Origin of the sequence: Nocardia sp. NPDC050713 (assembly GCF_040654315.1) — a bacterium.
GTDB lineage: Bacteria > Actinomycetota > Actinomycetes > Mycobacteriales > Mycobacteriaceae > Nocardia.
On the sequence record NZ_JBFAHS010000019.1, the window covers coordinates 25,188 to 49,048 of the forward strand.

At 66.5% G+C, this 23,861-nt stretch carries 25 protein-coding genes; 13 read left to right on the top strand and 12 right to left on the bottom strand.

Annotated elements, in window-relative coordinates; all coding sequences use genetic code 11:
* Positions 1-6: 6 nt before the first annotated feature.
* The gene (locus AB0H49_RS28895; RefSeq protein WP_355003986.1) at positions 7-462 is read right to left on the bottom strand and encodes a MarR family transcriptional regulator; all 456 of its coding nucleotides are present in this window, start codon (positions 460-462) and stop codon (positions 7-9) included.
* A gap of 82 nt (positions 463-544) precedes the next feature.
* Between AB0H49_RS28895 and AB0H49_RS28900 the strand changes: the two genes are divergently transcribed.
* The 4 genes from AB0H49_RS28900 to ilvA all read left to right on the top strand — a co-directional run bounded on the left by AB0H49_RS28900 (position 545) and on the right by ilvA (position 4,913).
* Positions 545-1,468: a zinc-binding alcohol dehydrogenase family protein gene (locus AB0H49_RS28900; protein WP_357255944.1), complete on the top strand. Its 924-nt coding sequence runs from the start codon at positions 545-547 to the stop codon at positions 1,466-1,468.
* A gap of 471 nt (positions 1,469-1,939) precedes the next feature.
* Positions 1,940-2,290, top strand: a complete 351-nt coding sequence (locus AB0H49_RS28905) for a hypothetical protein (protein WP_355003988.1) — start codon at positions 1,940-1,942, stop codon at positions 2,288-2,290.
* Between the two features lie 173 nt (positions 2,291-2,463).
* Positions 2,464-3,642: a serine hydrolase domain-containing protein gene (locus AB0H49_RS28910; RefSeq protein WP_357255946.1), complete on the top strand. Its 1,179-nt coding sequence runs from the start codon at positions 2,464-2,466 to the stop codon at positions 3,640-3,642.
* Positions 3,643-3,692: 50 nt separating this feature from the next.
* Entirely contained in the window at positions 3,693-4,913 is a 1,221-nt protein-coding gene (ilvA, locus tag AB0H49_RS28915; RefSeq protein ID WP_357255948.1) for a threonine ammonia-lyase, read from the top strand.
* A 183-nt stretch (positions 4,914-5,096) separates the two neighbouring features.
* Here ilvA and AB0H49_RS28920 read toward each other — a convergent pair whose 3' ends face one another.
* On the bottom strand, positions 5,097-5,420 hold the full coding sequence (locus tag AB0H49_RS28920; protein WP_355003991.1) for a multidrug efflux SMR transporter: 324 nt from the start codon (positions 5,418-5,420) through the stop codon (positions 5,097-5,099).
* A gap of 83 nt (positions 5,421-5,503) precedes the next feature.
* Between AB0H49_RS28920 and AB0H49_RS28925 the strand changes: the two genes are divergently transcribed.
* The 4 genes from AB0H49_RS28925 to AB0H49_RS28940 all read left to right on the top strand — a co-directional run bounded on the left by AB0H49_RS28925 (position 5,504) and on the right by AB0H49_RS28940 (position 8,499).
* Positions 5,504-5,947, top strand: coding sequence for a hypothetical protein (locus tag AB0H49_RS28925; RefSeq protein WP_357255950.1), 444 nt, complete (start codon positions 5,504-5,506; stop codon positions 5,945-5,947).
* Between the two features lie 46 nt (positions 5,948-5,993).
* A complete protein-coding gene (locus tag AB0H49_RS28930) occupies positions 5,994-6,665 on the top strand; it encodes a hypothetical protein (protein WP_355003997.1) in 672 nt (223 codons plus the stop codon).
* Positions 6,666-6,932: 267 nt separating this feature from the next.
* On the top strand, positions 6,933-7,694 hold the full coding sequence (locus tag AB0H49_RS28935; RefSeq protein ID WP_357255952.1) for a 2-phosphosulfolactate phosphatase: 762 nt from the start codon (positions 6,933-6,935) through the stop codon (positions 7,692-7,694).
* Between the two features lie 250 nt (positions 7,695-7,944).
* Positions 7,945-8,499: a Uma2 family endonuclease gene (locus AB0H49_RS28940; protein ID WP_357255954.1), complete on the top strand. Its 555-nt coding sequence runs from the start codon at positions 7,945-7,947 to the stop codon at positions 8,497-8,499.
* Between the two features lie 216 nt (positions 8,500-8,715).
* Here AB0H49_RS28940 and argH read toward each other — a convergent pair whose 3' ends face one another.
* Together argH and AB0H49_RS28950 are read right to left on the bottom strand one after the other, a co-directional pair.
* Entirely contained in the window at positions 8,716-10,137 is a 1,422-nt protein-coding gene (gene argH, locus AB0H49_RS28945) for an argininosuccinate lyase (RefSeq protein WP_355004000.1), read from the bottom strand.
* Between the two features lie 234 nt (positions 10,138-10,371).
* On the bottom strand, positions 10,372-11,574 hold the full coding sequence (locus AB0H49_RS28950) for an argininosuccinate synthase (protein ID WP_141812801.1): 1,203 nt from the start codon (positions 11,572-11,574) through the stop codon (positions 10,372-10,374).
* A 245-nt stretch (positions 11,575-11,819) separates the two neighbouring features.
* Between AB0H49_RS28950 and AB0H49_RS28955 the strand changes: the two genes are divergently transcribed.
* The 3 genes from AB0H49_RS28955 to AB0H49_RS28965 all read left to right on the top strand — a co-directional run bounded on the left by AB0H49_RS28955 (position 11,820) and on the right by AB0H49_RS28965 (position 15,576).
* Positions 11,820-11,972: a hypothetical protein gene (locus AB0H49_RS28955; RefSeq protein ID WP_355004001.1), complete on the top strand. Its 153-nt coding sequence runs from the start codon at positions 11,820-11,822 to the stop codon at positions 11,970-11,972.
* A gap of 133 nt (positions 11,973-12,105) precedes the next feature.
* Complete coding sequence (locus tag AB0H49_RS28960) at positions 12,106-13,062, top strand: HAD family hydrolase (RefSeq protein ID WP_357255957.1); 957 nt, start codon at positions 12,106-12,108, stop codon at positions 13,060-13,062.
* A gap of 156 nt (positions 13,063-13,218) precedes the next feature.
* The gene (locus AB0H49_RS28965) at positions 13,219-15,576 is read left to right on the top strand and encodes an arylsulfatase (RefSeq protein ID WP_357255958.1); all 2,358 of its coding nucleotides are present in this window, start codon (positions 13,219-13,221) and stop codon (positions 15,574-15,576) included.
* Between the two features lie 115 nt (positions 15,577-15,691).
* Here AB0H49_RS28965 and AB0H49_RS28970 read toward each other — a convergent pair whose 3' ends face one another.
* From AB0H49_RS28970 to AB0H49_RS28990, 5 genes are all read right to left on the bottom strand, one after another.
* Positions 15,692-16,459: an ESX secretion-associated protein EspG gene (locus tag AB0H49_RS28970; RefSeq protein ID WP_357255960.1), complete on the bottom strand. Its 768-nt coding sequence runs from the start codon at positions 16,457-16,459 to the stop codon at positions 15,692-15,694.
* Between the two features lie 82 nt (positions 16,460-16,541).
* The gene (locus AB0H49_RS28975; protein WP_357255962.1) at positions 16,542-17,831 is read right to left on the bottom strand and encodes a hypothetical protein; all 1,290 of its coding nucleotides are present in this window, start codon (positions 17,829-17,831) and stop codon (positions 16,542-16,544) included.
* 5 nt (positions 17,832-17,836) lie between these two features.
* Entirely contained in the window at positions 17,837-18,229 is a 393-nt protein-coding gene (locus AB0H49_RS28980; protein ID WP_357255964.1) for a hypothetical protein, read from the bottom strand.
* Between the two features lie 15 nt (positions 18,230-18,244).
* Positions 18,245-18,775: a DUF3558 domain-containing protein gene (locus tag AB0H49_RS28985; protein ID WP_357255966.1), complete on the bottom strand. Its 531-nt coding sequence runs from the start codon at positions 18,773-18,775 to the stop codon at positions 18,245-18,247.
* Between the two features lie 125 nt (positions 18,776-18,900).
* Positions 18,901-19,497 carry a Uma2 family endonuclease gene (locus tag AB0H49_RS28990; protein WP_357255968.1) on the bottom strand — a complete coding sequence of 199 codons (597 nt, stop codon included), beginning with the start codon at positions 19,495-19,497 and terminating at the stop codon, positions 18,901-18,903.
* Positions 19,498-19,984: 487 nt separating this feature from the next.
* On the opposite strand from AB0H49_RS28990, the gene AB0H49_RS28995 reads away from it, so the two are divergent.
* Positions 19,985-21,166, top strand: a complete 1,182-nt coding sequence (locus tag AB0H49_RS28995) for a hypothetical protein (protein WP_357255970.1) — start codon at positions 19,985-19,987, stop codon at positions 21,164-21,166.
* Positions 21,167-21,984: 818 nt separating this feature from the next.
* Positions 21,985-22,473, top strand: coding sequence for a hypothetical protein (locus AB0H49_RS29000; protein ID WP_357255972.1), 489 nt, complete (start codon positions 21,985-21,987; stop codon positions 22,471-22,473).
* A 286-nt stretch (positions 22,474-22,759) separates the two neighbouring features.
* Here the strand turns inward: AB0H49_RS29000 and AB0H49_RS29005 are convergent, their stop codons facing one another.
* From AB0H49_RS29005 to AB0H49_RS29015, 3 genes are read right to left on the bottom strand one after another with little or no spacing between them, the layout of a single operon-like run.
* Positions 22,760-23,278 (bottom strand): hypothetical protein, encoded by a 519-nt coding sequence (locus AB0H49_RS29005; protein WP_357255974.1) that lies wholly within the window; start codon positions 23,276-23,278, stop codon positions 22,760-22,762.
* Positions 23,269-23,625, bottom strand: a complete 357-nt coding sequence (locus AB0H49_RS29010; RefSeq protein WP_357255976.1) for a hypothetical protein — start codon at positions 23,623-23,625, stop codon at positions 23,269-23,271. The genes AB0H49_RS29005 and AB0H49_RS29010 overlap by 10 nt, the downstream gene beginning before the upstream one ends.
* Positions 23,616-23,804 (bottom strand): hypothetical protein, encoded by a 189-nt coding sequence (locus AB0H49_RS29015; protein WP_357256123.1) that lies wholly within the window; start codon positions 23,802-23,804, stop codon positions 23,616-23,618. Before AB0H49_RS29015 ends, AB0H49_RS29010 begins: the two co-directional genes overlap by 10 nt.
* Between the last annotated feature and the right edge of the window lie 57 nt (positions 23,805-23,861).

Consider the following 23,861-nt stretch of genomic DNA (forward strand, 5'->3'; position numbering starts at 1 on the left):
GCGAAGTCATGGCCCAGCCCGCAAGTCGTCGGGCTGGGCCTTTCCATTCGTCGACCTTCCCGAAAGGGAGTCGAGCAGTTGGATGAGCGTCTGGCGGTCGTCCGCGGCTAGACGGTCGGTATAGGGCGCGAGGGCCGCGCGGATCTCCTCCTGCACCCGTTGCGCGAGTTCGCTGCCCGTCGGAGTGATGAAGACGTCGACCACTCGGCGATCCTGCGGCGACTTGCCTCGTGCCACGAGGCCTCGGCGCTCTGCCCGTTCGACGAGGCCGGACATCGTCGACTTGTCCAACCCCAGGAACGCCGCCAGATCGGTCATGCGCGGTCGGCGGTCGCGCAGCAGGCCGAGCAGCCGCAGTTGGGTGAGGGACAGATCGTGCTCCGAACCGATGCGGGTGAGCACGGCCATCACTCGGAACGACGTCCGGACGAGAGCGTCCTCGAGCGCGTCCTCGGATTCCATACGGGCATCCTACTTGACATGGTTTGTATTACCAACCAAACTCGATTTAGTTTGTAATACCAATCAAATACGAGGAGTTGCCATGCACGCCGCCGTTGTCACCAGCTTCGACGCCCCGCCGCAGTACGGGGAGTACCCCGACCCGGTCGCTCAGGGGGACGAGATGGTCGTGGACGTTCTCGCGGCAGGTCTGCACCAACTGGTCAGGGCTCGGGCGAACGGCACGCACTACAGCAGCACCGGCACGTTCCCGTTCGTCCCCGGCGTCGACGCCGTCGTACGGGACCAGCACGGAAATCTCAGGTACACGGTGGTGGACGACGGCGACCTGGGCACGCTCGCCGAGCAGACCGTCATCGACCCGCGCCGCAGCGTGCTACTGCCGGACGACGCCGACCCGGTGCGCATCGCCGCCGCGATGAACCCGGCGATGTCGTCCTGGGTCGCGCTGCGCCGCCGCATCGCGTTCCAGAAGGGTAGATGCGTACTCGTTCTCGGCGCCACCGGCAGCGCCGGCAACATGGCGGTGCAGATCGCCAAACGGTTCGGCGCCGCGTACGTGATCGCCGCGGGACGCGACGCTTCCCGGCTCGCCGCACTGCACGACCTCGGCGCGGACGAAACGGTGAGCTTCGAGGAGGTCCACCGCGCCGCCGAAGTCGACGTCGTCATCGACTACGTGTGGGGAGAACCGTCCGCCCGAGCGATGACCGCGATGATCACCGCCCGCCGCGACCGCAGCGCTCCGCTGGACTGGATCCAGATCGGATCCATCGCCGGTCAGACGATTCCCATCGACTCCGCGCTGCTGCGCGCGTCCCGGCTGCAGATCTGCGGCAGCGGAATCGGCTCGGTACCGGCCCGCGACTTCCTCGCGGAGCTGCCGGAACTCGCCGTCGCGGTGCACAGCGACGCGATCGCCGTGCGGGCCCGTCCCGTGCCCCTCGCCCAAGTCGGCGAGACGTGGAACGCCCAAACCGACGACCGCATCGTCTACGTCCCGTAGCGCACCAGGACACGCACACCCGACCGAAGGCCACCGCCGGTCGGCCCACCACGACGAAGGTCACCCCTCGGTCGGCACCCCGGGCAGGTAGGTCGGGTGAATGAAGGTCACCTTCGATCGGTCTGGGGCGGCATAAAGGTGGCCTTCGGTCGGTTTCCGCGCCGACCACCGTGGATGCGGCACCGAGCCCGATCCCGCGAGACCGTTCGCCTTCCTTGCCGATCTTGAGATGCTGAACGTTGTGGCGGGTGCGCACTTCGAATCGACATGCGTTGATGCGCATATCTACGTAGCGGCATCTTCTCAGTTTCCGGTGCGGCTGCCGGGTCCTGATTGGAACTCGTCTCAGGCGGCGCCGAGGCTCCGGTCCAGAAGCTTGGGGAAATCACAGGATCGGCACAGGGTCAGTCCAGGGGCGGGCCCGATGCTGGAGGCGTACGGAAATACGGGGGCGATTGCGAGGTACGCGGCATGGTGGAGATCGAGGTCACGGGAACGACAGTGACGGTCAAGGTGCTCGGCGGACATCGACTGCTCGCACTGCGCGACCAATTCAGTTTCGACCTGCGCGATATCACCGAAGTCGCGCCCGCCGAGGTCGATCTGCGGCCGCCGTGGGTGCGCGCGCCCGGCACCTTCTTCCCCGGCGTGATCGCCGCGGGCACCTTCCGCGGCAAGGGCCGCAAGGAATTCTGGGACACCCGTTTCGACGGCTCCGGCGTGCGCGTCGAGCTCAGGGGCTCGGAATTCACCCGGCTCGTCCTCGATGTCGCAGAGCCCGCCGACATACTGGGCGCGCTGCGCACCGCCGCGGCGGCCTGACCTACTCCCCTCCCCCGCCGGCTCCCGAGAGTGGGACCGGCGGGGTCGAATCGTTGATCGCCGCCCAATCGCGTAGCGGTCCGGCGGCGTGCTGTGCTCGAGGCAGGATGGGCGCGCCAGATGGCCGTGTTCCGGACCCTTAGTCTGGGTAAGGAGCAGAAAAGGAAACCTCGATGCCGACACCTCCGACAACGCAGTTCGTGGACCGGCGCTTCGTCGGCCTCGTCGCCGAATTCGACCGGCTCTTCCGCCGCCCGAGCGACGGCGGCGGCGCGCTGACCGTCTATCTGCACGGCGAGCCCGTGGTCGACGCCTGGGCCGGGTTCGCGCGACCGGGCGTTCCGTGGCAACACGACACGCTGGCCGTCGCGTATTCCACCGGCAAGGGTGTCGCCGCCACGTTGCTGCACCGCCTCGCCGAACGCGGACTGCTCGACTACGACCATCCGGTCGCCGAGTACTGGCCCGAGTTCGCCGCGGCGGGCAAGGAGCACATCACCGTGCGCGCGCTGCTCAGCCACCGCGCGGGACTGCACCGGCTGCGCGGTCTGCTGCCCGGTACGCCGGAGCGCTTCTTCGACGACGCCGCGGTCACCGCCGCACTCGCCGCCGCCGCACCCGACCCGCGGCACCGCACGACCAGCGGCTATCACGGCATCAGCTTCGGACACCTCGTCGCGGAGCTGGTGCGGCGGGTCGCGGGCGCGGACTTCACCGACGTGCTGCGGACCGAGATCGCCGAGCCACTCGGCGCCGAGGAACTGTGGTTCCGGGTGCCCGAGGCCGAGCGAGACCGCATTGCCGTCAACTTCCCGAAGCTGACCGTCGCCGGGATGAGCTGGGAGAGCGGCGCGCGGATCATGGGTCGCAGTCGCCGCCTCGCCGCCGCCGCCGAGACGACGCCCAGCGGTTTCGCCGAGCTGATGTCGGACCCGCGGCTGCACGATTCGGTCATGCCCGGTGTGAACGGCGTCTTCTCCGCGCGGGCGCTGGCCAGGCTGTACGGAGCGCTGGCGATCGGCGGCAGCCTCGACGGCTACCGGCTACTCGGCGCGGAGACCATCGACCACATGCGCGAGCGCCAGGTCTTCACGCCCGATTACGTGCTCGCGTTCCGCATACCATGGGGACTCGGATTCCACGGCGTGCCGATGATGCCGTCCAAGGCCGCGCCGATCTCGGCGTTCGGGCACTTCGGGCTCGGCGGTTCCGGTGCGTTCGCGGACCCGGCCACCGGAATGTCGCTCGGCTTCGTCACCAACCGGCTCGGCGGCAGGCTCACCCCGCTCGGTGACGCCCGCTTGGCCCGGCTCGGCGCTCTGGCGCACAGCCTCGCGAAGAAGGCGGACTGAACGCCCGGAATCGTAGGATGTCTCGCGGTTCGCGATGGCAGCATGGGGCCATGGAGCTGATCGGGCTGGAACGGATCGAGTCGGCCGCGGCGTTGTTGGCGCCGGTCATCCGCCGGACGCCGGTGGTCGCCTCGCGGGTGCTGTCCGAACGTTGCGGCGCGGACGTCTGGTTGAAATGCGAGAACCTGCAGCGGACCGGCTCGTTCAAACCGCGCGGCGCCTACAACCGGATCGCCAATCTGCCTTCCGAGGACCGGGCGCGCGGGGTGGTCGCGGCGAGCGCCGGCAATCACGCGCAGGGCGTCGCGTGGGCGGCCACCTCGCTGGACATCGAGGCCACCGTCTTCATGCCGATCGGCGCCTCGTTGCCAAAACTGGCTGCCACCAAGGCTTATGGCGCGCGCGTGCGGCAGGTCGGCGACACCATCGACGAAGCGCTCGACGCGGCATTGGATTTCGCCGCGCGCACCGGGGCCACGCTGATCCACCCGTTCGACCACCCGGACATCGTCGCCGGGCAGGCGACCGTGGGGCTCGAGATTCTGGAGCAGCTGGCGGATGTGGGCACGATGCTCGTACCCACCGGCGGTGGTGGGTTGCTGGCCGGAATCGCGATCGCCCTGCACCGGCTGGCGCCCGACGTGCGGGTGATCGGGGTGCAGGCGGCCGAGGCCGCGGCGTGGCCGGAATCGCTGGCGGTCGGCAAACCGGTACGGGCGGAACGGATGTCGACCATGGCCGACGGGATCGCGGTGGGGCTGCCAGGCGAGGTGCCGTTCGCGCACGTCGCCGCGCACGCGCCGCGCATCGTCACGGTGGACGAGGAGGCGCTGTCCACGGCGCTGCTGCTGTGCTTGGAACGCGCGAAGCTCATCGTGGAGCCCGCGGGCGCGGCGGCCGTCGCAGCGCTGATGAGTTGCGCCGCAGCCGAACTCGAGCTGCGCGGGCCGGTCTGCGCGGTGCTCTCCGGCGGCAATATCGATCCCCTGCTGCTGACCAGGATCGTCAACCACGGCCTCAGCGCCGCGGGACGCTATCTCGCTGTGCGCGTGACGATCTCGGATCGACCCGGCGGATTGTCCGCATTGCTCACCGTGGTCGGCGGGACGGGTGCGAGTGTGGTGGACGTGGTGCACTCGCGCACCGGGACCTGGCTTGCCGTCGACGAAGTCGAAGTAGCTCTCACTCTGGAGACTCGCGGGCCCGACCACCGCGACGAGGTGCTCACCGCGCTCACCGACGCGGGATATACAGTGCGCGTTCAGGATTGATGCCCCCACGAAGGGACTCGCGGAGCTTTCGACTCTTCGCAGAGCTTCCCACTGTGCACAGCTTCGCAGAGGTCGGACCGCATGCGAGGCGGGCCTCGAGTCTGCGAAGACGGCGTCGCGACCACCGTCGCGGGATCCCCATAGGCGGTGGTTCATCGGCTGAAACCGACGGCCTGGACCGGGTCAGTGCGACCCGCCGAGTTCGAGGGCGAGCACGCCCAGGATCACCATCGCGATGCCGCCGACCTGCACCAGGGTGAGTCGTTCGTTCAGGAAGAGAACCCCGATGACGGCGATGGCGGCGACCCCCACCGCCGACCAGATGCCATACGCCACCCCGATGGGCATGCCCCGCTTCAACGCCTGTGCAAGGAAGAAGAACGCCGCGCCATAACCGATGACCACCACGATGGACGGAACCAGCTTGGTGAATCCCTCGGAGAACTTCAACGAAACGGTCGCGGTCACCTCGGAGGCGATCGCCAGCGCGAGCAGCAGCAAGGTCATGGCGGCAGCCTAGTGCCGCTGACCGCGCGGCTGCCCGGCTGCTGAGGAATGCAGGATCACCCTGATTCGGAAAGAGTTCGACGATGGCGACGGACACTGAACCCGGAAATCGTCCCGCTGATCCGGTGCGGGTGGCACGGGATCTCGCGACGTTGGGTACCCGCGTCGGCGACCTCGCCCGGGCGATCGCCGCCGCGATAGCACGGGTCGAGCAAATGGCAAGCACCGTGCCCGGCGACGCCGTGCAACTTCGCGAGTGGTGCCGGGAGATGGACCGGCAGCTGGATGGGCTTTATCAGTACCGCAAACAGCTGCTGGCCCGCAGCAGGCACGTTCTCGCAGAGAAGCATGCTGCCGACGCGCCGGCAGTGACTCTTCCGCCCTCGGCGACCAGCCAACCGTCGTCGGCAAGCTATGACGCGGCGACGATGGCCGACAGCCTCGGCAATCCCCCCATTCTGACTACGCCCAGCGGAGCACTGATGGCGACCGCTGCCATATCTCAGACGGCTGCGCGGCCTGAGTAGTCGGCGGACAATGGGAGGGTCCGTCGACCGAGGGATGTGATGACCCGTGGTGGAAGCGTTCCGGATCGGTCTGATCGTGTTCGTGGCCGTGCTGTTGGCGGCGGGTTTCGGGGTGTTGCTGCCGCTGCGCGTGCGCAGGAGGCGGGCTGCTGGTCAGACGTTCAGTGAGTGGGGTACACCGCACGGCTGGCGGTTCGAGATGGCGCCGCTGGTGCCGTGGACCGCGCGGCTGCCGGGGCGCAATCCGACGGGGCTCGGTGCGACGCTGACCGGGGAGCTCGGTGGCCACCAGGTCACCGTGGCCGACTACTCCTACCAGACCAGCGCCTGGAACGGCCAGATCGTCCACACGACCACCCACCGCTTCGTTGTCGTGGTGGTGCTGCTGGAACGGCCCTATCCGCCGGTGGCGGTCGTCGATGTCGCGGCGCTCTCCGAGCCCGGCAGCGCCCTGTTCAGCGACGTACCTGTCACCACCGGTCATCGCGATTTCGACCACCGTTTCCGCGTGACCGCAGTGGACACGAACTACGCCCGCCTGCTCGTCGGCCCTCAACTGATCGCCGCCCATCTGGAGGGCGTCGTCCCCCGCTGGAGTCTCGCGGGCCACGAGCTCCTCAGCTACCAAACCGGCCGCCTCGGCGACCCCGACGCCATCCCGGACCTCGCCGCACCCGTCCTCCACCTGGCCACCCTGATCGAACGCCGCGCCCACTGACGGCGGCGAGGCAGTCCGCGTCTGACCACCCAGCGGGCCCATTCGTCCCGAAGTCGCCGGTTCGAGTCCGGCCATCCACCGTCTGACTCGCAGCGCGGCGACCCGCCCGGGCAAAGCAGGGGCGGCATGCGATCCGCGCGCGGCTTCGAATCCAGCCCTCTCGAGGCAGCGTCGGACAGCGGCGTTCATGGCGGCCGCGTCGGCCCCGGGTCCGTAGACGAGCGCCGCACTGTGTTCAGGGCAGCCCTCTGTTAGAACAGTTTGGTGGTGGGAGAAACATGGTTCGACCAGCGGTCCTTCGGCGTTCGCTGCGAGTGGGGTGTGGCGGGGGCGCTCGCGCTGACGCCGGGCAGCGCGTGTGTGGTGGTCGTCGACGTGCTGTCGTTCACGACGTCGGTCAGCGTCGCGGTCGACGCCGGTACTCGCGTCTTTCCGTTCCCTTGGCGCGACGATCGCGCGACGGACTTCGCCGAAGCCCAGGACGCGGTGCTCGCCGTCGGCCGCCGCGTCGTCACCGAGCAGCGGCCCTGGTCGCTGTCGCCCGCGGCGCTGCGCCGCGCCCCGACGGTGCCTCGACTCGTCCTTCCGTCGCCCAACGGTTCGGCCATTTCCGCTGCCGTCACCGGGATTCCAGTGCTTGCCGCATCGCTGCGCAACGCGACCGCCGTCGCCCGATGGATCCGCCGACAGGGTTGGGGCACAGCGGATCGGCCGGTCGCCGTGATCGCAGCGGGCGAGCAGTGGCCCGGTCGCGACGCGTTGCGTCCGAGCATCGAAGATCTGCTGGGTGCCGGAGCGGTCATCTCCGCGTTGGCGAGCGCGGGCGCGGGACCGCTGTCGCCCGAATCGACCATCGCCAGAACGGCTTTCGAATCGACCGGCGATATCGGCGCCACCTTGGCGGACTGCTCGTCCGGTCGCGAACTCCGCGATGGTGGCTTCGCCGAAGACGTCGCCATCGCCGGTGAGGTCGACGTCAGCGACTCCGTCCCGCTCCGCACCGACGGCGCATTCGCCCCCGCCGAGTGACCCGGCTACGGCGCAAAACCTCAAGCTGGCCGACGACGGGCTGGTGACGCGATTGCACGGGGCGTCGTCACACCGACACGACCTTTTCGTGAGGACACACCGGGTGTCGTGCACACCACGGGAACCAGCAGGCGGCCTACCCCGTCCAACTCCGAGACAGAACAATCCCTGCTCGAGAGGAGTCCCCGTGGCGATCATCGCCGGGCACGAGTCGCGCTCCGACCGTCCCCCACCCCGTTATCCTGGGCACATGAGTATCCAGGACGCCGACGTGAGCCTTGCGGAGTTCGAGGTACTGGAGCGTGCGTCGTCGGAGGAGGTATCGGTCGAACTGATCAACGGAAGGATCTACGTGGTACCCGTTCCCGACGGCGAGCACGACGAGTTCGCCGCGACGATTCGCAACCAGATCCTGAGTTCGACCGGGCTCGAGTTCTTTCACGAGCGTGGCCTGCGTATCCCCGCATACCGCGAGGGCCGCTCGCGAGTCGACGGAGCGGTCGCGCCACGGGGCTATTTCCGGGCCGAGCCATCGTGGGCCGATGCGTCCGGCGTCCTGCTGATCGTCGAGATCACGTCCGGCCGCGACCGCGATGCCGAGGTCGATCGCGTCGAGAAGCGCGACGCCTACGCACAGGCGGCAATTCCGGTGTACCTCCTGGTCGACCGCCATCACGGCGAAGTGACCGTCTTCTGGGCACCCGATCACGGCCAGTACACTCAACAGGCAACCGCCAAATTCGGTGCGCCGCTACACCTTCCGGCACCATTCGACTTCGAACTCGACACGGCCGAATTCCTCTGAACAGCGACGGTGGCGGGCCGCTCACGACGCCCGCCGCTGGCCCCGCTTCCGACACGGGCCGACGCTCGGTTCAGCCATGTGCCGACGGGGACGAACCGTCCGACTGAAGTAGACGTCAGCGAGGCCGTCCCGCTCCACACCGTCAGCGCATTCGCCCGCGCCGACTGACCCGGCGGCCGGTCGGACGGCATGCCGATCGGCCGCCGGTCGAAATGCTCAGTGCAACCAGGTGCGGGCGGCGGCGGCTGCGGCGCGGACCTCGTCGAGCTGGAGGGCGACCTGGGTGCCCGCGGTGCCGCCGCGGGCATTGCGGGAGGCGATGGAGCCCTGGACGGTGAGGACCTCGCGGACCTGGGGGGTGAGGGCCGGGTCGATGGCGGCGAATTCCTCGTCGGTGAGTTCGTCGAGGCCGACGCCGCGGTTCTCGGCGGCGCGGACGCACGCGCCCGCGGCCTCGTGCGCAACGCGGAACGGGACGCCTTGGCGCACAAGCCATTCGGCGATGTCGGTGGCGAGGGTGAAACCGGCGGGGGCGAGTTCGGCCATCCGGTCGGTGTGGAAGGTGAGGGTGGAGACCAGACCGGCGATGGCGGGCAGCAGCAGCTCGAGCTGGGCGACCGAATCGAACAGCGGTTCCTTGTCCTCTTGCAGGTCACGGTTGTAGGCCAGCGGCTGGGCCTTGAGGGTGGCGAGCAGACCGGTGAGGTTGCCGATCAGACGACCCGCCTTACCCCTGGTGAGCTCGGAGACGTCCGGGTTCTTCTTCTGCGGCATGATCGAGGAACCGGTGGACCAGGCGTCGGCGAGCGTGATGTAGCCGAATTCCGGTGTGCTCCAAATGATCACCTCTTCGGCCATCCGGCTCAGGTCGACGCCGATCATGGCGAGCACGAAGGCCGCCTCGGCGGCGAAATCCCGCGCGGAGGTGGCGTCGATCGAATTGGCTGCGGCCGCATCGAAATTCAGTTCGGCGGCGATCGCCTCGGGATCCAAGCCGAGCGAGGAACCCGCCAGCGCGCCGGAACCGTACGGCGATACCGCTGCCCTGCGGTCGAAATCGCGAAGCCGGTCGATGTCGCGCAGCAGCGGGTGCGCGTGCGCGAGCAGGTGGTGCGCGAGCAGCACGGGCTGGGCGGCTTGCAGATGGGTCTTGCCCGGCATCACCGCGTCGGGGTGGGCGGCGGCCTGGGCGACCAGTGCGTCGACCACGTCGAGCACGCCCGCCGCGATCCGGCGCACGCCGTCGCGCAGCCACATCCGGAACAGGGTCGCCACCTGGTCGTTGCGCGAGCGTCCCGCGCGCAGCCGGCCGCCGAGTTCGGCGCCGACGCGCTCGATCAGCCCGCGCTCGAGCGCGCCGTGCACGTCTTCGTCGGATTCCGCGGGACCGAAGGCGCCGGACGCGACGTCGGCGGCCAGCTGATCCAGACCGGTCAGCATCCCGGCGAGATCGGTCTCCGACAGCAGCCCCGCCTTGTGCAGCACCCGGGCGTGCGCCTTGGACGCGCGGATGTCGTAGGGAGCCAGCGCCCAGTCGAAGTGGGTCGACTTGCTCAGCGCTGCCATCGCCTCCGCGGGTCCGGACGCGAAACGTCCGCCCCAGAGGGCACCGGTGTTCGTGCTGCCGCTCTGCGTCATCGTGTGCTGTCTCCTCGGTGAGGTCGGTCGGGCGGTGCGGATCTCGAACACGTCGGCCCCTACGGTAGCCGGGGCCCACACCGCCGCGATGGGTGCGGGCTGCCGGACCGGGCGGGACGACAGACCCGCTCGCCCGCGGTGTGTGAAACGTCCATCAGGCGCGGCTGCGCGCCCGTGTTCACGACGAACGAGGGCCGACGCGTCGGCGTCGACCCTCGTTGCCGGGATGCTCGCTTACTTCTGGTTCAGGTCGCGGCGCGCGGCGACCTTCGAGGACAGGCCGTGGATCTGCACGAAGCCCTTGGCCAGCGACTGGTCGAAGGTGTCGCCCTCGTCGTAGGTGGCCAGGTTGAAGTCGTAGAGCGACTGCTCGGACCGGCGGCCGTTGACCACCGCGTTGCCGCCGTGCAGAACCATCCGGATCTCGCCGGAGACGTGCTGCTGGGTGTCCTGGACGAAGGCGTCCAGCGCGCGCTTGAGCGGGGAGAACCACAGGCCGTCGTAGGCCAGCTCGCCCCAGCGCTGCTCGACCTGGCGCTTGTAGCGGCCCAGCTCGCGCTCGATGGTCACGTTCTCCAGCGCCTGGTGCGCGGTGATCAGCGCGAGGGCGCCGGGCGCCTCGTAGATCTCGCGGCTCTTGATGCCGACGAGACGGTCCTCGACCATGTCCAGGCGGCCGACGCCCTGGCGGCCCGCGCGGTGGTTCAGCTCGACGATCGCCTGGAGCACGCTGACCGGGCGGCCGTCGATCGCGACCGGCACACCCTTGTCGAAGGTGACGATCAGTTCGTCCGGCGCCTCGAAGTTGACGGTCGGGTCGGCGGTGTAGTCGTAGACGTCCTTGGTCGGCGCGTTCCACAGGTCCTCGAGGAAGCCGGTCTCGACGGCGCGGCCCCACACGTTCTGGTCGATGGAGAACGGCGACTTCTTGGTGACGTTGATCGGGAGGCTGTTCTCCTCGGCGAAGGCGATGGCCTTCTCGCGGGTCCACGCGTAGTCGCGGACCGGGGCGATCACGTTCAGGTCGGGCGCGAGCGCGCCGATGCCGACCTCGAAGCGCACCTGGTCGTTGCCCTTGCCCGTGCAGCCGTGCGCGACGGTGGTGGCGCCGTGGAACTTGGCGGCCTCCACCAGGTGCTTGACGATGAGCGGGCGGCTGATCGCGGAGACGAGCGGGTACTGGCCCATGTACAGGGCATTGGCCTGGATGGTGGGCAGGCAGTACTCGTCGGCGAACTCGTCGCGGGCGTCGACCACGATCGCCTCGACGGCGCCGCAGTCCAGCGCGCGCTGGCGCACCACGTTCATGTCCTCGCCGCCCTGGCCCAGGTCGATGGCGACGGCCACGACCTCGGCGCCGGTCTCCTTGCCGATCCAGCTGATCGCGACGGAGGTGTCAAGCCCACCGGAGTAGGCGAGTACGACGCGCTCGGACATGTCTGTGTGCTCCTCGGTTTCGTGCGGGTGTGTCTCGGGGCGCCGCGTCGGCGGCCCCGGCCGGTCGCGCCGGCGCGCAGGTCAGGCGGCCCGCGCCCTTCTACAAATGATTATGCATGACGATGCAATCCCATTCAGAACCGGGGTGCCCGCGCCCTCACCGCAGGCATTCCCCGCCGTCGGGGACGCATTCCGTGTCACTCTGGAGGACGGTACCCAGCCGACCGGGCCGAAGGACAGACGACATGCTCCAGCTCATCGCGCAGGAATTCTCCACCCTCGGCAACGACGTGCTCGACATCGGTCGCGCCGTCGTCGACCTCGTCCAGGACATCATCGACATCACCACACCGAACCAGGGTCCCGGCACCGGAGGCGGGCAGTATCCCTTCGCCTGACGGGCGGCGGAATTCCGCATCCCACCAGGGGTGACGCGCAGGTGATCGCCTCGCCCGCCGCGGGTGATGCGCGCGGCCACTCGGCTGAGGCAGTGTCGCAGGAGGCGCAGTCGGCCGAGGAAGGAGCCGATCCATGGCGGCGGCGAACCAGGAAGACAACGCGCACACCGATCCGGCCCCGGCCGCCGATCCGCTTCCGAGCTGGCGCGACGGCCACGTCAAACAGGCCATCCTGGATTTCGTCGGTCGGGTGACCGCCGGGCCCGACGCTGTTCCGGCCGAGGATCGGGTCGCCGTCTTCGACAACGACGGCACGCTGTGGTGCGAGAAGCCGATGCCCATCCAGCTCGACTTCATCCTGCGCCGCTTGGTCGCCATGGCCGAGCAGGACCCGGAGTTGCGCGGTCGCCAGCCGTGGCAGGCCGCCTACACGAAGGACTACGACTGGCTCGGCGAGGTGATCGTCGAGCACTATCACGGCGACGACAGCAAGGTCGGCGTCCTCGCTTCCGGCGTGCTGGCCGCATTCGCGGGCATACCGGTGCAGGAGTTCGAGCGCTTGGCCGATCAGTTCCTGCGTACCGCGCGGCATCCGACCCTCGGCCGTGCCTATTCGGCGTGCGGCTACGCGCCGATGATCGAGCTGCTCGGCTTCTTGGCGGCCAATGGGTTTGCCAATTACATCGCCTCGGGCGGGGGCCGCGACTTCATGCGACCGATCAGCCGGGAGATCTACGGCATTCCCCGCGAGCGCGTCATCGGCAGCAGCGTCTCGTTGGCTTGGGAGGGCGGAACGATCGTCCGCAAACCCGAGGCGGATGTCTTGGACGACGGCCCACAGAAGCCGGTGCGGATCTGGAGCCGGATCGGTCGGCGTCCCCTGCTGGCGGCGGGGAACACCAACGGGGACATCCCGATGCTGCAGTGCACCGAGCAGCAGGACCGGCCGTCGCTGCGGATGTTGGTGCGCCACGACGATCGTGACCGCGAGTTCGACTACGTGGCGGGAGCCGAGCGGGCGCTCGAGCTCGCCGACGAGAGCGGTTGGGCAGTAGTCGGTATCAGGAACGACTGGGCGACCGTGTTCTGAAGCGTCGTACCGGGAGGCGCTTCGGTCTGGATCGCGGAATGCGAACAGCAGGATGCGCTGTCTCGGTGACGCGCGCTGATCACCCGTCGCGGGTGAGGCGATCTTCTTCGCGACTACCTAGGTTGGCGGCCGGGGGCTGTACCTGAGGAGAACACCATGGCAATTCCTTTCCGCGGTGTGGTCAACCTCGACATCCGCGACTCGATCCCGGATTGGGGACCGTACGAGCAGCCGAAGGCCCCCGCCGGCGCCCCGAATGTGGTCTACATAGTGCTCGACGACGTGGGCTTCGGCGCCATGGGTTGTTACGGCGGACCGATCGAGACACCGAACATCGACCGGATCGCCGCGAGCGGGCTGCGCTACAGCCAGTGGCACACCACCGCGCTGTGCTCACCGACCCGCTCCTGCCTCCTCACCGGCCGCAACCACACCACCAATGGCATGGCCTGCATCAGCGAATGCGCCGTCGGCTTCCCCGGCGCCAATGGCCATATCCCGCCGGAGTGCGCCACCCTCGCCGAGATCCTGGTCGAGCGAGGCTACAGCACGGCCGCGGTCGGCAAGTGGCATCTGTGCGCCGAGGACGAGATGAACTTGGCGTCCACCAAACGAAACTGGCCGGTCGGCCGCGGCTTCGAGCGCTTCTACGGCTTCCTCGGCGCGGAGACCAACCAGTGGTATCCGGATCTGGTGCACGACAACCATCCCGTCGAGCAGCCCGCCACGCCCGAGCAGGGCTACCACTTCAGTGTCGACATCACCGACCGGGCCATCGAGTACATCGATGACGTCAAGGCGATCGCCCCCGAGCGTCCGGTGTTCCTGTACTACGCGCCGGGCTGCGCGCACGCTCCGCACCACGCGCCGCGCGAATGGATCGAGCGTTACCGCGGCCGATTCGACGCGGGCTACGAGGTGATGCGTGAGCAGATCCTGGCCAGGCAGAAGGAGATGGGGCTGGTCCCGCAGAACACCGAGCTGCCGCCGCTGAATCCGATCGGCACCCCCGAGACCCGCAGCGGCCCGGACGGTCAGCCCTTCCCACCGCTGGACTACACCCGTCCATGGGACAGCCTCTCCGACGATCAGAAGCGTCTGTACTGCCGGATGGCCGAGGTGTACGCGGGCTTCCTCTCGCACTGCGACGACCAGATCGGCCGCCTGCTCGCCTACCTGGAGAAGATCGAACAGTTGGACAACACCATCATCGTCGTGGTCTCCGACAACGGCGCCAGCGGCGAGGGCGGCCCGGACGGCTCGGTCAACGAGAACAAACTCGCCAACAGCATCCCGGACGACCTGGCCGAGAACCTGACCAAGCTGGACGAGCTGGGCAGCACCAAGACCTACAACCACTACCCGAACGGGTGGGCGATGGCCTTCAACACCCCGTTCAAGATGTGGAAGCGGTACTCGTTCAACGGCGGCACGTGCGACCCGTGCCTCATCTCCTGGCCCGCCGGGATTCAGGCGCACGGCGAGACCCGCGACCAGTACCACCATGCGGTCGACCTGGTGCCCACCCTGCTGGACTGCCTCGGCATGGAGCTTCCGGACACGGTGAAGGGCCACGCCCAGACGCCGATCCAGGGCGTGAGCATGCGCTACAGCTTCGACGCGGCCACCATCCCGACCGCCAAACACACCCAGTTCTACTCGATGCTCGGCGGCCGAGGCATCTGGCACGACGGCTGGAAAGCGGTCACCACCCACCCGACCCTCAGCGGGTGGAGTCACTTCCCCGATGACACCTGGGAGCTCTACAACGTCGACCGGGACCGCGCCGAGCTGCACGATCTCGCCGCCGAGGAACCCGGCAAGCTCGCCGAACTCATCGGCCTGTGGTTCTACGAGGCGGGCGCCAATCAAGCGTTCCCGCTGGACGATCGGTCCGGCGTCGAGATTCTCACTACCCAGCGCCCCCAGCTCGCACCGCCGCGCAACCGCTACGTCTACCGGCCCGGCGGCGCCGAAGTGCCCGAGTCGGTCGCGGTGAACATCCGCAACCGCTCCTATGCGATCGGCGCGCTGGTCGACCTGCCCGAACCGGGTGCGGCCGGGGTGCTGTTCTCCCACGGCGGCCGGTTCGGCGGACATGCCTTGTACGTCAAGGACAACCGGCTGCACTACGTCTACAACTTCCTCGGCAGCGACGAGCAGCGGATCAGCGCCGACGAAGACCTGCCCACCGGCCAGAATCTGATCCTCGCCGCCTCCTTCGACAAGGAGAGCGAGGATCCTCCCGGCACCGCGCGGGGCACGCTGAGCCTCTACTACGGCGAACGCAAGGTCGGCGAGGGTCGGATCAGAACCCAGCCGGGCAAGTTCAGCATCGCGGGGGAAGGGCTCCACGCGGGTCGTGACAGCGCGGAGGCCGTCACGGACGACTACCCCGGAACCTTCCCGTGGGAGTTCACCGGCGGCACCCTGCACCGGGTGGCCGTCGACGTCAGCGGCGAACCGTACGTCGACCTCGAACGCGAAGCCGTCGCCATGCTGTCCCGCGAGTGACAGCGGGAGACCGGCGCCCGTCCAGATCGTCTAGACACGCCGCCTGCGCGCCGGGCTCGCCCAGCTGGTGTTCGTCGCCGCCGGGGGTGGGCCCGGGCCTGGCGGCGCCGGGAGATCAGCGGGGCGGGTGGCTACCCGAGCGAACTTCTTCGACGGTGCGGCCGATCATCTCGTGCACCGTCGCCGTCATGCGTTCGCGAGTGGTGGGTTTGGCGATGACCATGCGTGTGCCGAAAGTGACGTAGCGGCCGTCACCGTCGAAGTCCGTGATCTGGAAGTCCTTGCGGCCCTTGATGTGCCGGTTGTCGGCGCTGCCCCACGGGTAGACGCCGACGTGGACGGTCGCGCGGACGGGGCGAGCGAAGAACTTCTCGAACTCCTCGCGCGGTGTCGGCCGCCACGCGTCGCGCACCGCGGGAGGCGGGCCCTCCAGTTCTTCGACCGGGATCGTCATCGGTTCACGCTGTCCCGCAGGGTATTCCGGCAGCACGTCGACGACCGCGCGAGCCACTCGGGCGGCGGGCAGGAACGTCAGCGTCACGTCGCCGTACCCCTCGCCGCTGTGTTCCTGCACGGCCAGCGCGCCGTGCTCGTCGTGCACGCCGGCGTGGGCGCGCAACTCACGGTCCCGCCGGACGCCGAGGTACCCCGCCAGCTCGATGCGCGCCTCGGGCGCGAACAGCACGTGCACCGCCCGCACCAGGTCGTCGTCGAGCTGCGGCCGCACCGCCAGCGCGGCCGCCTGCCGCAACCGCAGGCTGTCCGAGCGGTACTGGGTGGTGAACTGGTGGCGCAACGGATAGGGCAGCACGTCGCGGCCCGTGGATTCCCACAGCGTCCGGAATTCGAGCGCGGTGAACCGCCACTGTCGCACGGTATTCATGATCTCGCCCCATTCGGCCGCGTCGTCCATGACTGTGCGGCCTGTCGAAAAACGCTCGTGCACAGGCGAACAGCGCTTCGTCTCACTCCCCGATCACCGGGGGCACCACCTTGGGCAGGTCCTTCAGCCCGGTCAGTTCCTCACCGTGTTCCCTGCTGATCAGGTAGTCGGGTATGCCCTTGCTCGACTCCTCCTCGGAGCGCCCGCCGCGCGCGCCGGGCGCTCCGAGACCGCCCAAACCACTCATCGCCGCGCGAGTCGCCGGACTCGCCGCCGAAGCCGGAGCGCCGGTGGTGGCCGTGAGCGGCACCCCGCGGATGGAGCCGCCGGGCGAGGGCACCCCAGGCGTGCCGCCCGGACCTGGCGGACCCGGGGTTCCAGGGCCCGGCCCGGGGCGATCGGGCAAGCCGGTCGGGTTCGTCGTGGGCGTGGACGCCGGAGTGGTCGACGCCGGATTCGTGGACGCCGGATCGGTCGAGGTCGGATCGGTTCCGCTCGGGTTTGTTTGATCCGAATGGTCCGGGTCGTCGGTGGGGGTGTCCGGGTCGGGTTCCGGTTGGGTGCCGCCGCCCGGGCCGGGGCCGCCGGGGCCTGGTCCAGGGCCGCCCGGGCCGGGACCGGGACCGGTTGGCGGCGGATTATCACCGGGTTGCACCGGGTTGTACGGCTGCGGAAGGACCGGCACATTCGTGTCCGATTCCCGGATGACCGGAGCGAACACCGTCGTCAGCACCCGCAGCGCCTCGGCCTTCGCGGTGTCCTGCGCTTCGGAGTTGCTGCGCCAGCCGCGACCCGCGATCCACGAACGCGCGTTGTCGGTGAAGGACCGGTCGTCGGGCGGATATGGGACCAGCAGCTTCGTCGGCTCCAATCCCGTTTTGAGTTCGGCGAGTTTGTGGCTGGTGAGTGCCGCCGCGTTCGACAGTTGCGCACCGTGGGTGGCGTAGTCGCGGACACCCGCGACGGCGGCGTCGCTCGACGCGCCGCGCCACACCCCCTCCTCGGTCAAACGGGTGATAGCGCCGGTGAACGTCTCGAGCGATTCGCGCGCACGATCGCCGACCACCTGCCAAGCGGTGATCAGGTTGCCGACCGCAGTCAGATCGATCGCGTCGGCCTTCCTGCGCAGAGTGGCGACATCGTCGTCCTCGAATTCGTCCTCTTCCAGCACTTCCCGCGGATGGAAAGCGCCATCGAAACCGACATCGTCGGCTTTGCCCCGGACATCGTCACGCTGCCGGTTGAATCGCCCTTGAATATCTCCCGGACTGATGCCCGGTTTCCGCTCTTCGCCAGCGATCCAATCGGTCAGGCCTTCCAGCATGGCGGAGCCCATATCGCCTGCGCTCCAACTGAACATGCCGCCGTTCATGCCCGTCACTGTGGTTCCCCCACGGAATCGATGATCGCGGTGATCGCTGCAGAATTGGTGTAGTCCTGGCCCCGGAGACGCGCGATCGAGATGGCCATGATGTCGCGCATGTCCCGCACGACTTCGACGTCTTTCGCGATGATCGCATCAATCGAGCTATCGGTGCCTATCGCCTGCTTACGGAACTTTCCTGCGAGCACATCGGCCATATCGAAATCACCGAAGCCAGAAACATTCTCGCACTGTCCGGCAAGCCTCCGAAGCGCCTCGAGGTCGTCGAGACGTTGCTTGCAGGCACCTATCACTTGGCTTGCCGCTACCTCGTCATCGAGGTACAACTCCCCAGCTCGAGCCTGCTCAGCAAGCCGCCGCCACGGTGATTGAGTTTCCTCAGCCATTGACTTGCCCCCCGGTCATTTTGGAAAAATCGGAACGATCGACTCCCCAACCCGATACAGAACCGCGCAGGGATCTTCTCGGTCGTCGTCCGAAATTTTGCCTTGGATCTGCAGCTGCAAAACCCCACCCTGCGAGGAGGGGAAAAGGACACTACAGTCCAAATCCTTGGAGAATCCTTCTACCTTGAACTGCCGTCCCTTGCGCTCCGCAACTGTGACATCCCGGAAATCGACGTTGCCCGACTTCTTCTCGAACTCCGCGACGGTCCGCCAAGTCGAATACACCGTAATCGCATACTTCTTCCCTGCCCAGCTACAGATCTCCCACCCATGCTGATGCACCCCCGCGATCCCGCTCTCCTCCGTCGCCGGATCGACCCCAGCCGACCGCAACACATCATCGGGAATCCCGGTGCAAGGGTTGAACAACGGCGCCTCCGCGGCGCTGGTACTGGTCGACGGTGACCCCTCGGTCGTCCCACCACAAGCAGCCACAACAGAGACGATCGCCGCCGCGACAACGACTCCCGCGATCCTGCGCGCCATGCCCTCCCCTTCGATCGCCGACTTCGACACCCGACTCTATCAGCCCACCAGCCCCAACCCCGACGGCCCGAACCCACCTCCGCGGTTCCGCGGCAAGGCGGGCGGCCCGAACCACGGGCTGGTCGCTACGGTTGTTCCAGTACGTCGAATGGAATGGTCGCCTCGACCGGATCGTCGAGGAGCAATACACGTCGATGGACCGTGTGGGCGGCGTAGCGGCGACCGGACCAGTCGAGACGGTATTCCTCGATCTCTTCGATGCGTTCTTCCTTCTGGTCCAGCCGGACGATCAGGTAGCGGGGAATGCCTGCTGTTGCGTACTGAATTCGCTTGTCGTTGATATCGGCATCAATGGTCGACTCGGAGGTGACCTCGACCACCAGCAGGATGTGCTCGCGCACGGTGTTGACGTCGTACGGTTCGCAGTCCCGGATACAGATGTCGGGGTAGCGAATGTTCAACCGCCGATCCGCCGTTGCGGATTCCGCGTCGGCGAATCGTGCGGCAACGTCGGAGTCCACCAGCATGCACGGCCCGCCGCCGCGCCGGGCCGCTTCCAGGATCCCTGCCAGCCGCCGGACCACCCGGCTGTGCACCGGGCTCCGAGCTACCAGCCGGACCACGCGCCCGTCGACGATCTCGATGTCACCGAGCTCGGCAGTCGCCCCTTCGGCGAACTCCTCGGCCGTCACACGCACGTCGAGAGCGCTCACACCGGACATCATTGCAGTTCGAATTGGACCCCACCACGGACCCGCCTTTCGCGGTGGTCCCGCCTGTGCTGATTGGCGTCCGCTTGCGAATCGGACCGAACCGCAACGGTCCTCGTGCGCGAGTGAATCTTGCAGCGCCCCGCAGGCGCGACAGGATCGCCTGGGTGACCTCAATACCTTCGGCGGCCATCAGCGCGGCTGGCTCGGACTGGCTGCCGCCCCGAATGCGCGAAGGGCAGCTCGATGATGCGCGACGCCGACCAGCGCGGGTACGGGCGACGCGGGGCCTGGCGGGTGCGATTGTGTTCGTGCACGACCACACCCGCGCCCGCTCAGGTTCGCTAACTCATGCATGTGGAACCTGCTGTCGGCTGAATCGTGATCGCTCGACAGGTTTCCTGTAGGATCAGCGCCCGAAGGGGGTGCAGTCCAATGTTCCGCTATAGCAATACGTTCACATGCTGCCGCAGCGATCGAACAGCGATCATTCGAGCCGATGCGGATGCTGCCCGGGCGCTCCGGACCAGGCATGGATGATTTCACCGTTGACCTCTCGAGTCTCGCGGGATTCGATTTAGACCTGCAGGATCTCGGAACGACCTTCTCGTCGAACGCCTCGCGTTTGCTGTCAGGTGTGCACCTGCCTGCAGGGTCGACTGGACTAATGGCTGATCTCGCGCCGTCGTTCGACAAATTTCAGAGTGTGGTGTCCGCAGCACAGCAGGCTGATTGGAGCGCAATCGGCGCTCTGTGCGCGAATCTCGCGACGGCGGCTACCAAGTACCAAGCGACCGACGACACCTTCGCGACCGCGATATCGGCGACGTCGACGAACCTCTTAGGGGAATCAGGTACGGCAGGTACGGCAGGTGGGCGTGAAGGCGTCAGCCGATTCGGCGCTCTGCAGCTTCCCAGCTTGCCCGAGGTTCCAGAGAACCAGTACATGATTCTGCAGGTGGTCAGTGCGAGTGTCGACCTAATCTCCAATTATGACGATCGACTCAGCGAAGCGGTCGGTGTCAGGCCGACATCTGCCTATCTTTCCCCGTTGGTAGCCGACTGGGAGGCTCTGCAAGCGATCGGCAAGCGGATCGACCTTCTCGGCATCAATGACTACGTCACCTCGGAGAATCTCGGCAACGGAATCAGATGGCTGCAAAGCAAGTGGTCTGGGGACGCGTCGCAGGCATTCAGCGCAAGCGTGACCACCCTGGGCCAGTCGGTGGCTGGGCGAAGCACCGACCTCGAGATCGTGGCCAAGATCGTCCAGAACGCAGGCGAATGTCTCGAGCGGCTGGTCTACAATCAGGCGATAGGCCTGACTGCGGGAATTCTGCAGCCGATGACCTATTTCGGAATCACCTTCCCTCTCGGCATATGGGCGCCGTATATGAACCAGCCGATCAGAGAAACGATCAGGTCGGAAATCGCAGCGGCAGTCGAGGCACTGAAAAGATCGGCCGAGTCGAGGCAAAATGCCGTAGTGGCGATTGTCGAAAAGATCTCCCGAACCTTGGAATACTCACCTGGGCGGACGGCTCCGGCATTCAACGTAAGTGAATTCGAAATACCGGACAGGGTGGTCGTCGATGTGGGTTCCGTTAGATACGGCTTCGGTGACAATATCTGGTGGGAAGAGAGCATCGACTCTGCTATTCGACTAGCCACTTCCGGTTAGTCTTTGCATCCTTCCGCAGGATCACGGTATCGCAATTGAAAACGAAAGAGGCAATGACAACGATCATCAGAGGGCTCTGATGGCTCCCGAGATCCCGGGACGGCCACCGTTTCCGCCCGCGGATGAGGGGCAAGGCCCACACGGTTCCCAACCATGGTATAGCAGATACGACGACTATAAGTTCCTGGATACAGTGATCATTGCGTCGGCTGGTGCGGACGCTGCGGGCCTGCCCAATGCTGGTCGTCATCTGAAACACTATCTCGGGAACACAGGTAAAGATCTTACCCTCGACCCGGATACGATTATGAATGACGACCCTGGACTGAAGCGGCGCGTCGACACTATAATTACCACACTCGTACGGAGCATCGCCGCGAGATCGGTAATAACTGGCGGCGACCGCGTGACTGCATCGTTCCAGTCGGGTTGGGAAGACTACACATTCACGAATAGAGATTGGTATCTCGCGATAGGTTCGATCGAAGCGTGCGCCTGTGGGGCTCTCACGGTCTATGAGCTGAATGCAGAACACGCAGAGCCTCGTATTACACTCGATTATCAAGTCCACCTATATGATCGCTACAATTGGGATGGAACGAAGAAGACGGAGATTGCTGGCGCGGAATGGTCTGATCGCGAGCTCGGCGCATTGCATACGGCTGGATTGGCGAAGGAATTCGATATGTACGGATCATCGACGATCAAGCACTACGAGGGGCCCCTACCTGCGAGTGGCTCAATCGACTTGCCTGCTGGGCCCGGGCACACTCCACCGCGATGACATGCTCACAGACCCGGATCCGGGAGGTATTCCGATGACAGCCTCGTGGTGGGCGCTTCGCGTTCTGGTCGTCGGCGTGATTGCTGCGGTATCGCTCGCCGGAACTGGATGCGGAAGCATCATCGATCGTGCGGCGGCGCCAGATGTCGAGACCTCGACCAGTCCAGAACTGGTACAAGAGGCACTCGAATTCGGTGGCTGGGTGATTCCCGCTGGCGGGAAGATTCTCTTGGTCGAAAGGCGGATCGTCCGCAACAGAAAGTATCTGATCGCCCTGCAGACGTCCCCCAGCGATCTCGACTGGATGTTGGAGAAGTCCGGATTCGAAGCCTCTTTCGAAAAGGCGTATCCGCCTTTTCTCGCGGAGACGATTGCAGGGCCCGACCTAATGTCGTCGCCGAATGTTCGGTCAGCCCGGGATACGCTCGTTTCGTCGCCAGGAAAAGGTACGATCCGTCAAGTCGCGGTAGATGATCGTAGTCAGGATATTCGAATAGTCCACCTCGAGTTCCGCAGAGTATGACAGGCTTCGCCGAGTTGTCGGGCGAAACCACCAAGCCACCGCTGAGATCCTCCTTTTCAGTGGAGATGGTTTCGCATCCGGTCACTTCAGTCGCGGTGGCATGCCGCATCTCCGGGGGCGGATTCATCTTCGCATAGATCATCAGACCGATGAAAACCACTGGCAGGAGTATGACAACAGCAAGGGCGCTGTATGCGGTGAACCGCCCTAGCTTTCGTCTCCATCGCGTTACCGGTATGTGTAGGCTCCGTTTAACAATTCGGAAGTTTTCGCGCACGAGCCTCGTTCATCGCGAGGTATTCATACGGACCCAACCCTCCCCGCACGCGAATTTCGCAACCAGCACCAGCTTTTCGCCGCGGGATACTTCGTCGCGTTGGGTGTCCGACAGTCCGTCGGCTGTGCGTAGGGCGACTCCGCCGGCCACGCGATTGACGCTGATGTGACAACCGTCTGCGTATTTACCGTAAACAAGCCACTGGACGCCGGGCGGACCAGGCCTGTCCATGTCGTCGAGTCTCGTACCAGGGGAGACTATGCGGTCCTGTGGCCGGTCGATCACGGGCCCGATGAAGACCTTCGAAACGACCAGGCGGTCGAAATTGGCCTTAGTGGTCGAGACGGCTTCGTATCCGGTCACTTCGGTCGCGGTGGCATGCCGCATCGCCGGGGGCGGGTCCAGCTTCGCACGTATCGTGCCCCAGATAAACAGGCCAATCAAGGCTACAGGCACGATTATGACGACGGCAAGGATGCTGAATCCGGTGAACCGCCCGAGCTTACGCCTCCATTGGACTATCGACATGTGTAGGCTCCGTCTATCAGTTCGGAAGCTTTCGCGTACGAGCCCTCGTTCATCGCGAGATAGTTCTTGACCTGTGGGCCGAGATCCGCTTGCTTTGAATAATCCTCCATCGCACCCTCCGAGTTGTATCCGGCGGCCATGAATTCGTTGGTGTTGTACTTCTCCTTCATCTCGTCCGGAACGAACGGGCCATACTGTTCCTGGATGCGTTTCAGGGTATATGCGGCCGCCATGATCGCGGCCGAGTCATCGTACTGCAACCGCGCCCATCGAATCGAACCGAATTCCTCTGGGTAATCTCGCTGCAATTGCTCGTAGGTTTTTTCTTTGATGTTGGTCAGCCCCAAGACATCCCGTAGTCTGTCGGGTTGTTCATCTCACGGATCGGGTTGAGGATTTCCCTCGCCGCGTCCCAAAAGCCGCTGCCCGCTTGTTCAACCGGTGTATCCGCCCGGTTTCCGCCCTCGTTGTACACGATGGCCAGCACCAGCTTGGGATCGACGCCTGCGGCGTTGCCGTACTTCACGGCGTCATCGATCCAGCCTCTCACGATGTCGTTCGACCCGCCGTGGTCGCGGTGGAC

Bases quoted from the DNA above. Each gene is read 5' to 3' on its own strand.
- AB0H49_RS28895 (WP_355003986.1), bottom strand. From the start codon at position 462: ATGGAATCCGAGGACGCGCTCGAGGACGCTCTCGTCCGGACGTCGTTC.
- AB0H49_RS28900 (WP_357255944.1), top strand. From the start codon at position 545: ATGCACGCCGCCGTTGTCACCAGCTTCGACGCCCCGCCGCAGTACGGG.
- AB0H49_RS28905 (WP_355003988.1), top strand. From the start codon at position 1,940: ATGGTGGAGATCGAGGTCACGGGAACGACAGTGACGGTCAAGGTGCTC.
- AB0H49_RS28910 (WP_357255946.1), top strand. From the start codon at position 2,464: ATGCCGACACCTCCGACAACGCAGTTCGTGGACCGGCGCTTCGTCGGC.
- ilvA (WP_357255948.1), top strand. From the start codon at position 3,693: ATGGAGCTGATCGGGCTGGAACGGATCGAGTCGGCCGCGGCGTTGTTG.
- AB0H49_RS28920 (WP_355003991.1), bottom strand. From the start codon at position 5,420: ATGACCTTGCTGCTGCTCGCGCTGGCGATCGCCTCCGAGGTGACCGCG.
- AB0H49_RS28925 (WP_357255950.1), top strand. From the start codon at position 5,504: ATGGCGACGGACACTGAACCCGGAAATCGTCCCGCTGATCCGGTGCGG.
- AB0H49_RS28940 (WP_357255954.1), top strand. From the start codon at position 7,945: ATGAGTATCCAGGACGCCGACGTGAGCCTTGCGGAGTTCGAGGTACTG.
- argH (WP_355004000.1), bottom strand. From the start codon at position 10,137: ATGACGCAGAGCGGCAGCACGAACACCGGTGCCCTCTGGGGCGGACGT.
- AB0H49_RS28950 (WP_141812801.1), bottom strand. From the start codon at position 11,574: ATGTCCGAGCGCGTCGTACTCGCCTACTCCGGTGGGCTTGACACCTCC.
- AB0H49_RS28955 (WP_355004001.1), top strand. From the start codon at position 11,820: ATGCTCCAGCTCATCGCGCAGGAATTCTCCACCCTCGGCAACGACGTG.
- AB0H49_RS28960 (WP_357255957.1), top strand. From the start codon at position 12,106: ATGGCGGCGGCGAACCAGGAAGACAACGCGCACACCGATCCGGCCCCG.
- AB0H49_RS28965 (WP_357255958.1), top strand. From the start codon at position 13,219: ATGGCAATTCCTTTCCGCGGTGTGGTCAACCTCGACATCCGCGACTCG.
- AB0H49_RS28970 (WP_357255960.1), bottom strand. From the start codon at position 16,459: ATGAATACCGTGCGACAGTGGCGGTTCACCGCGCTCGAATTCCGGACG.
- AB0H49_RS28975 (WP_357255962.1), bottom strand. From the start codon at position 17,831: ATGAACGGCGGCATGTTCAGTTGGAGCGCAGGCGATATGGGCTCCGCC.
- AB0H49_RS28980 (WP_357255964.1), bottom strand. From the start codon at position 18,229: ATGGCTGAGGAAACTCAATCACCGTGGCGGCGGCTTGCTGAGCAGGCT.
- AB0H49_RS28985 (WP_357255966.1), bottom strand. From the start codon at position 18,775: ATGGCGCGCAGGATCGCGGGAGTCGTTGTCGCGGCGGCGATCGTCTCT.
- AB0H49_RS28990 (WP_357255968.1), bottom strand. From the start codon at position 19,497: ATGTCCGGTGTGAGCGCTCTCGACGTGCGTGTGACGGCCGAGGAGTTC.
- AB0H49_RS28995 (WP_357255970.1), top strand. From the start codon at position 19,985: ATGCGGATGCTGCCCGGGCGCTCCGGACCAGGCATGGATGATTTCACC.
- AB0H49_RS29000 (WP_357255972.1), top strand. From the start codon at position 21,985: ATGACAGCCTCGTGGTGGGCGCTTCGCGTTCTGGTCGTCGGCGTGATT.
- AB0H49_RS29005 (WP_357255974.1), bottom strand. From the start codon at position 23,278: ATGTCGATAGTCCAATGGAGGCGTAAGCTCGGGCGGTTCACCGGATTC.